The organism is Mycobacterium sp. (genome assembly GCF_049278535.1).
Taxonomy (GTDB): domain Bacteria; phylum Actinomycetota; class Actinomycetes; order Mycobacteriales; family Mycobacteriaceae; genus Mycobacterium.
This window is the reverse complement of record NZ_JBAPMI010000384.1, coordinates 1-6,432: the sequence shown is the minus strand read 5'-3', so window position 1 is coordinate 6,432 and position 6,432 is coordinate 1. Positions and strand designations below refer to the sequence as shown.

Below are 6,432 nucleotides of genomic sequence, written 5' to 3'. Positions count from 1 at the left end.
GCGATGCCCAGGTTGTAGAACATGTCGAGGTATTCCAGGAATGCGGCCTCGATGTCGATGGCGAGCGCGTTCACCTGGCCGCCGCGCTCGGCGCTCGCGATCTTGATCTCCTTGTAGGGCAGCGGCGGAACATCGAAGAGTTGCGCAATCCCTTGGCGCCCTTCGACTTCGACGAGCAGCACCTTGCGTCCACCCGAGGCGAGGGTCAGCGCCAGCGCGGCGGCGACCGTCGATTTTCCGGTGCCGCCTTTGCCGGTCACGAAATGCAGACGGGCCTTCGACAATCGCGATGGCCAGCCGAAGGTGCTGCCGCCGCTCGATGTGGTCCCCACCCCTGCATGCTAACCAGATCGGTCGCCGCGCCTGCCGATAAGCTCGGGATATGAGCCAACCCACAACATGGGAGTACGCAACGGTCCCGCTGCTGACCCACGCCACCAAACAGATCCTCGATCAGTGGGGCGCCGACGGGTGGGAGCTGGTCTCCGTGCTTCCCGGCCCGACCGGCGAGCAGCACGTCGCATATCTGAAACGCCCGAAGTGAGCGCGTCGGCCAAGCTGGCCGAGCTCGGCATCGAGTTGCCGGTCGTGGTGAAACCGCTGGGGTCCTATGTCCCGGCGGTGCGCACCGGCAATCTGGTCTACACGTCGGGCCAGCTGCCGATGGCGGCCGGCGCGTTGCCGCAGGCCGGCAAGGTCGGCGTCGACGTCACACCCGAACAGGGCAGGGAACTCGCCCGGATCTGCGCGCTCAATGCCCTGGCCGCCATCGATTCGCTGGTGGGAATCGACTCGGTGACCCAGGTGGTGAAGGTGGTCGGGTTCGTCGCGTCCGCACCCGGATTCAACAGCCAGCCCGGCGTGGTCAACGGCGCATCAGACCTGCTTGCCGAGGTGTTCGGTGACAACGGCGTGCATGCCCGTTCGGCGGTCGGCGTATCCGAATTGCCGCTGGACGCCCCGGTCGAAGTTGAACTGGTGGTCGAGGTCGGGTAACGGCCGTGACGGGAACCGCTGAGCCGCTGACGCATCCCGCGTACGGGGAGCTGCGCCCGGTCACCGGCACCGCGTCGGTGCTGCTGGCCAACAACCCGGGCCTGATGACGCTCGAGGGCACGAACACCTGGGTGCTGCGCGGTCCCGGCAGCGACGAGGTGGTGGTGGTCGATCCCGGACCCGATGACGACGAGCACATCGCGAAACTCGCCGGGGTGGGCCGCATCGCGCTGGTGCTGATCAGCCACCGGCACGGCGACCACACCGATGCGATCGACAAGCTGGTCGACCTGACCGGCGCACCGGTGCGCTCGGCGGGCAGCGGATTCCTGCGTGGCCTGTCCGGCGAGCTCACCGACGGCGAGGTGATCGACGCCGCGGGCCTGCGGATCACGGTGTGGGCGACGCCCGGCCACACCGCCGATTCGTTGTCGTTCGTGCTCGACGATGCGGTGCTGACCGCGGACACCGTGCTGGGCCGGGGAACCACCGTCATCGACAACGAAGACGGCAGCCTGGCTGACTACCTGGACTCCTTGCAGCGGCTACGCGGGCTGGGTCAGCGCATCGTGCTGCCCGGCCACGGCCCGGACCTGCCCAACGTGGAGGCGGTGGCGGCGGGCTACTTGGCGCATCGCGAGCAGCGGCTGGAGCAGGTGCGTTCCGCCTTGAGCACACTCGGCGACGATGCGACAACACGTCAGGTCGTCGAGCACGTCTATGTCGACGTCGACGAGGAGCTGTGGGACGTCGCTGAATGGTCGGTGCAGGCCCAGCTGGACTATCTGCGGCGCTAACGCGCGCGCCTGGCCAGCCGCTCGGAGTCCGAGATCAGCACGCTCTTGCCCTCCAGGCGAATCCAGCCGCGGTGGGCGAAGTCGGCCAGCGCCTTGTTCACGGTCTCGCGTGAGGCGCCGACCAGCTGAGCGATTTCTTCCTGAGTCAGGTCGTGGGTCACCCGCATCGCGCCGCCTTCCTGGGTGCCGAACCGCTGCGCGAGCTGCAGCAGCTGCTTGGCGACCCGGCCAGGCACGTCGGTGAAGATGAGGTCGGCGAGATTGTTGTTGGTGCGGCGCAGCCGGCGGGCCAGCACTCGCAGCAGCTGCTCGGCGATCTCGGGACGGTCGGCGATCCAGGCCCGCAGCGCGTCGCGATCCATCGACACCGCACGAACCTCGGTGATCGTCGTCGCGCTCGAGGTACGCGGCCCGGGGTCGAAAATCGACAGCTCACCGAACATGTCGGACGGACCCATGATGGTCAGCAGATTTTCCCTGCCGTCCGGTGAACGGCGGCCGATCTTGACCTTGCCGGAAATGATGATGTACAGCCGATCACCCGGCTCACCCTCCGCGAAAACTGTGTGTCCGCGAGGGAAGTCGACGGGTTGCAGTTGCTTGGTCAGCGCGGCGACGGCGCTCGGTTCGACCCCCTGGAAGATTCCGGCCCTCGCCAGGATCTCGTCCACGTTGCCCCTTTAGCTTTTCGGGTGACTACAGCTGTTCTCGGTCTGTCGTCCGGCCGCTCCCCGCAAGCAGGGAACCTGCTGGTGCATCGGTCAGCCTCCAAGAGCCTGGCCAGATGAGTCTAGGAGGTAAGCCTTCGACTCGACGTGCCAACGCTACACACGATTGGCATGCTCACGCGGCGCAAATTGCCGATTCGCCCGCGAATGCTGATGCCGCTGGCGGGGTGAGGCGGCTTGCGTTGAGGCGGAGATAACGGGTGCGGTCGGCAATCGATCGGTGCCCTGCAGGCGTCTGGTTAGGGAGGGCGAATCGTCGTTATTGCGACGGTGCAGGGAGTCCAGCGCCTCGGGCATTCCTTCGCGGGCCAATTTACGCACGTCTACCGGCTCGGCCTGGTCGAGAAATTCCGCGACGTCACGTGCGGTAAGCGTGTCGTCTTCCAGGCCGGATTCCAGCCGTTGAAGCCCAAATGTTGCCAGCATTAGCAACCCGGGCGTGAATGCAACAAGCAACCAGGACACAAGCAGCTAGTAAACACGGCCAAGGTCTCAGCGGGATCACGAATTAGTACCCTGTCTAGGTGACAGTGGGCAAAGCTTCTCGCGCCACCGGCAAAGGCTCCGCCGCGGCAGGCACCGCCGTCGCCCGCCGTTGGTCGTCGGAAACCCGAACCGGCTTGGTGCGTCGGGCTCGTCGAATGAATCGTAAACTCGCACAAGCGTTTCCCGATGCTCACTGCGAGTTGGACTTCACCTCACCGCTGGAGCTGGCAATTGCGACGATCTTGTCGGCGCAAAGTACCGACAAGCGGGTGAATCTCACCACCCCGGCGCTGTTCGCCCGCTACCGCACCGCGCTGGACTATGCGCAAGCCGATCGCGAAGAACTCGAAACTCTTATTCGGCCGACCGGTTTTTATCGCAATAAGACAGCGTCGTTGATCGGCCTTGGCCAGGCCTTGGTGGAGAAATTCGATGGCGAGCTGCCCAACACTATGGAAGAGCTGGTTACGCTGCCCGGCGTTGGGCGCAAGACCGCTAATGTCATTCTGGGCAACGCATTTGGCGTCCCGGGAATGACCGTAGACACCCATTTCGGCCGCTTGGTCCGGCGTTGGGGCTGGACGACCGAAGAAGATCCGGTCAAGGTCGAGCATGCGATCGGCGAACTCATCGAGCGCAGCGAATGGACGCTGCTCAGTCACCGGGTGATTTTTCACGGCCGCCGGGTATGCCACGCCCGCAAACCAGCCTGCGGGGTGTGCGTGCTGGCCAAGGATTGCCCCTCATTCGGTACGGGGCCAACCGAACCGGAGATCGCCGCCGCGCTGGTGCAGGGGCCGGAAACCGAACACCTCCTGGCGATGGCCGGCTTGTAGGTTGACCACGTCCACCGCCCGAGCCACTCGCTGGACCATTGCGGTCCTGGCAGTGGTGGCGGCCCTGATTGCCGCGTTGCTGGTCGAGTTGCGCAGTGGCTCGCAGTCGTCCACGGCCCCGCCGGCCGGCCCGGCTCGCGAGCATCGCGACGCCGACACTGCCGCGGCGCTGGCCGGACCGCGTCAACGCGCCGATTTGCCGCCGTGCCCGGCCCCGGGCGGCCAACCCGGCTCAGCAGCGCTGCGCGGCGTTGCGGTGGAATGCGCCGCCGACGGATCGGTCGTCGACGTCGGGCCGGCGCTGGGCGGCCACCGCGTGGTGCTCAACCTGTGGGCGTATTGGTGCGCGCCGTGTGCGGCCGAATTGCCGGCGATGGCGGAATATCAGCGACGGGTCGGATCCGACGTAATGGTGGTGACGGTGCACCAGGACGAGAACGAGACGGCCGGCTTGCTGCGACTGGCGGAACTGGGTGTCCGGCTGCCGACCATGCAGGACGGCGGCCGTCGGGTAGCGGCGGCGCTGGGGGTGCCGAATGTGATGCCCGCGACAGTTGTGCTGGACTCGGACGGTAGCGTTGCGAAGACGCTGCCACGCGCTTTCGCCACGGCCGACGAGATCACGGCTGCGGTCGGGGTTCAGAAACGATGACGCCGATCGCCGATGCGCGCCGCGGAGCGGCCCGGGGAAAAATCGGGCGGCTGGATGCGTCCGACGACGATGCGGGCCGCGCAGCGGCCCGGCGAGGAGCCGGACGGTTAGAAGTACGAGGGAGGCGCCCGTGAGCGGAGGCTGCACTCCCCAGCGTCTCGGTTCGGACGAGCTGGTACCCGAACTCGGCCCGCCCTGGTTGCAAACCTTGGTCGACAATGTCGGTCAGATACCTGACGCCTACCGGCGGCGCCTACCCGCTGACGTGCTGGCAATGGTGACCGCATCCAAGTTGGCGGCAGGTAACCGCGGTCGCGAAGCGGCTGTGCTGGTGTTGTTTTCGGGTCCGCCGTCGAGTGACACCGCACCCGACTCCCCTCCTGAGGACGCCGACCTGCTGCTGATCGTGCGGGCCGCCACCTTGCGTCACCACGCCGGCCAGGCCGCGTTCCCGGGGGGCGCATCCGATCCCGGTGACGACGGGCCGGTTTCCACCGCGCTGCGCGAGGCGCGGGAGGAGACCGGAATCGACACCGGCAGACTGCATGCACTGGTCACGATGGAGCGAACGTTTATCGCGCCGTCGGGGTTTCACGTCGTCCCGGTGCTGGCCTACTCACCGGATCCGGGGCCGGTGGGCGTGGTGGATCATTCTGAAACAGCAAAGGTGGCCCGAGTTCCGGTTCGGGCCTTTATCAATCCCGCCAACCGGCTGATGGTGTACCGCCGCACCTTCAGCCGCCGCTTCGCCGGGCCGGCATTTCTGTTGAACGAGATGCTGGTCTGGGGGTTCACCGGTCAGGTGATCTCAGCGATGTTGGATGTCGCTGGTTGGGCAAAGCCCTGGGATGCCAGCGATGTTCGCGAGCTGGACGATGCGATGGCACTCGTCGGCGACGAGGATGAGGCCTGATGAGCTCCTCACAGTGGTTGGACATCGCGGTCCTGGCGGTGGCTTTCATCGCGGCGGTATCCGGTTGGCGCTCAGGTGCGCTCGGCTCGCTGCTGTCGTTCGTCGGCGTGCTGCTCGGCGCGATCGCGGGCGTGCTGCTGGCACCGCACCTCGTCGCACATGTCGCCGCACCGCGGGCCAAGCTGTTCGCTGCGCTGTTTCTGATTCTGGCGCTGGTTGTCATCGGCGAGGTGGCCGGTGTGGTACTGGGCCGGGCGGTCCGCGGCGCGATCCACAGCAACTCGGTCCGCTTCTTCGACTCGCTGATCGGTGTGGCCGTGCAGCTGGTGGTGGTGCTGGTGGCCGCATGGCTGCTGGCGACTCCATTGACGTCGTCGGCGGGGCAGCCCAATTTGGCTGCGGCAGTTCGGGGTTCGCGGGTGCTGGCCCAAGTCAACGACTACGCGCCGGAATGGCTGAAGACGGTGCCCAAGCGGTTGTCGGCGCTGCTGGACACCTCTGGTCTGCCGCAGGTGCTGGAGCCGTTCAGCCGCACCCCCGTCGTGGCTGTCGCCGCCCCGGATGCGGCCCTGGCCAAGAACCCCGTCGTCGCCAACACCGAGCCGAGCGTGGTGAAGATCCGCGCGATCGCACCCAGCTGCGAGAAAGTGTTGGAGGGCAGTGGATTTGTGCTTTCACCGGACCGCGTAATGACCAACGCGCACGTCGTCGCCGGGGCGAACAACGTCACCGTGGAGGCCAGCGGTAATCCGTACGACGCCACCGTGGTGTCCTACGACCCGACGATGGATATCGCGATCCTGTCGGTGCCGCATCTGCCGGCCGGGCCGCTGGCGTTCGCCAACGCCCCGGTGACCTCGGGCACCGAAGGCATCGTGATGGGTTACCCGGGTGGTGGTGGATTCATGGCGACGCCGGCCAGGATCCGGGAACTGATCGAGCTGAACGGACCGGACATCTACCGCAAGGCGACGATCAATCGTGAGGTCTACACCGTCAGAGCCAATGTGGAGCAAGGCAATTC

Annotated in this window: 10 protein-coding genes; 7 read left to right on the top strand and 3 right to left on the bottom strand. The window is 66.4% G+C overall.

The window, feature by feature from the left end; genetic code table 11:
* Positions 1 to 332: ArsA-related P-loop ATPase (locus tag WAO18_RS24865; protein ID WP_422208882.1), on the bottom strand; the 332-nt coding region annotated here is incomplete at its 3' end.
* A gap of 50 nt (positions 333 to 382) precedes the next feature.
* On the opposite strand from WAO18_RS24865, the gene WAO18_RS24860 reads away from it, so the two are divergent.
* Genes WAO18_RS24860 through WAO18_RS24850 form a run of 3 tightly spaced genes read left to right on the top strand, consistent with a single transcriptional unit; the run spans position 383 to position 1,793 of the window.
* A complete protein-coding gene (locus WAO18_RS24860; protein ID WP_156751501.1) occupies positions 383 to 544 on the top strand; it encodes a DUF4177 domain-containing protein in 162 nt (53 codons plus the stop codon).
* Positions 541 to 996, top strand: a complete 456-nt coding sequence (locus WAO18_RS24855; RefSeq protein WP_422208881.1) for a RidA family protein — start codon at positions 541 to 543, stop codon at positions 994 to 996. The genes WAO18_RS24860 and WAO18_RS24855 overlap by 4 nt, the downstream gene beginning before the upstream one ends.
* Before the next feature lie 5 nt (positions 997 to 1,001).
* Entirely contained in the window at positions 1,002 to 1,793 is a 792-nt protein-coding gene (locus tag WAO18_RS24850) for an MBL fold metallo-hydrolase (RefSeq protein WP_422208880.1), read from the top strand.
* On the opposite strand, the gene crp is transcribed toward WAO18_RS24850, so the two are convergent.
* Both crp and WAO18_RS24840 read right to left on the bottom strand, forming a co-directional pair.
* Positions 1,790 to 2,464: a cAMP-activated global transcriptional regulator CRP gene (crp, locus tag WAO18_RS24845; protein WP_023368605.1), complete on the bottom strand. Its 675-nt coding sequence runs from the start codon at positions 2,462 to 2,464 to the stop codon at positions 1,790 to 1,792. The two genes, WAO18_RS24850 and crp, sit on opposite strands and share 4 nt — an antisense overlap.
* A gap of 153 nt (positions 2,465 to 2,617) precedes the next feature.
* Positions 2,618 to 2,947, bottom strand: a complete 330-nt coding sequence (locus WAO18_RS24840) for a hypothetical protein (protein ID WP_422208883.1) — start codon at positions 2,945 to 2,947, stop codon at positions 2,618 to 2,620.
* Between the two features lie 215 nt (positions 2,948 to 3,162).
* Between WAO18_RS24840 and nth the strand changes: the two genes are divergently transcribed.
* From nth to marP, 4 genes are all read left to right on the top strand, one after another.
* Complete coding sequence (gene nth, locus WAO18_RS24835; protein ID WP_422208879.1) at positions 3,163 to 3,843, top strand: endonuclease III; 681 nt, start codon at positions 3,163 to 3,165, stop codon at positions 3,841 to 3,843.
* 1 nt (position 3,844) lies between these two features.
* Entirely contained in the window at positions 3,845 to 4,495 is a 651-nt protein-coding gene (locus WAO18_RS24830; protein WP_422208878.1) for a TlpA family protein disulfide reductase, read from the top strand.
* Between the two features lie 130 nt (positions 4,496 to 4,625).
* Complete coding sequence (locus WAO18_RS24825; protein WP_422208877.1) at positions 4,626 to 5,408, top strand: NUDIX hydrolase; 783 nt, start codon at positions 4,626 to 4,628, stop codon at positions 5,406 to 5,408.
* On the top strand, positions 5,408 to 6,432 hold a 1,025-nt coding region (gene marP / locus WAO18_RS24820; protein WP_422208876.1), incomplete at its 3' end, for an acid resistance serine protease MarP. The genes WAO18_RS24825 and marP, both read left to right, overlap by 1 nt.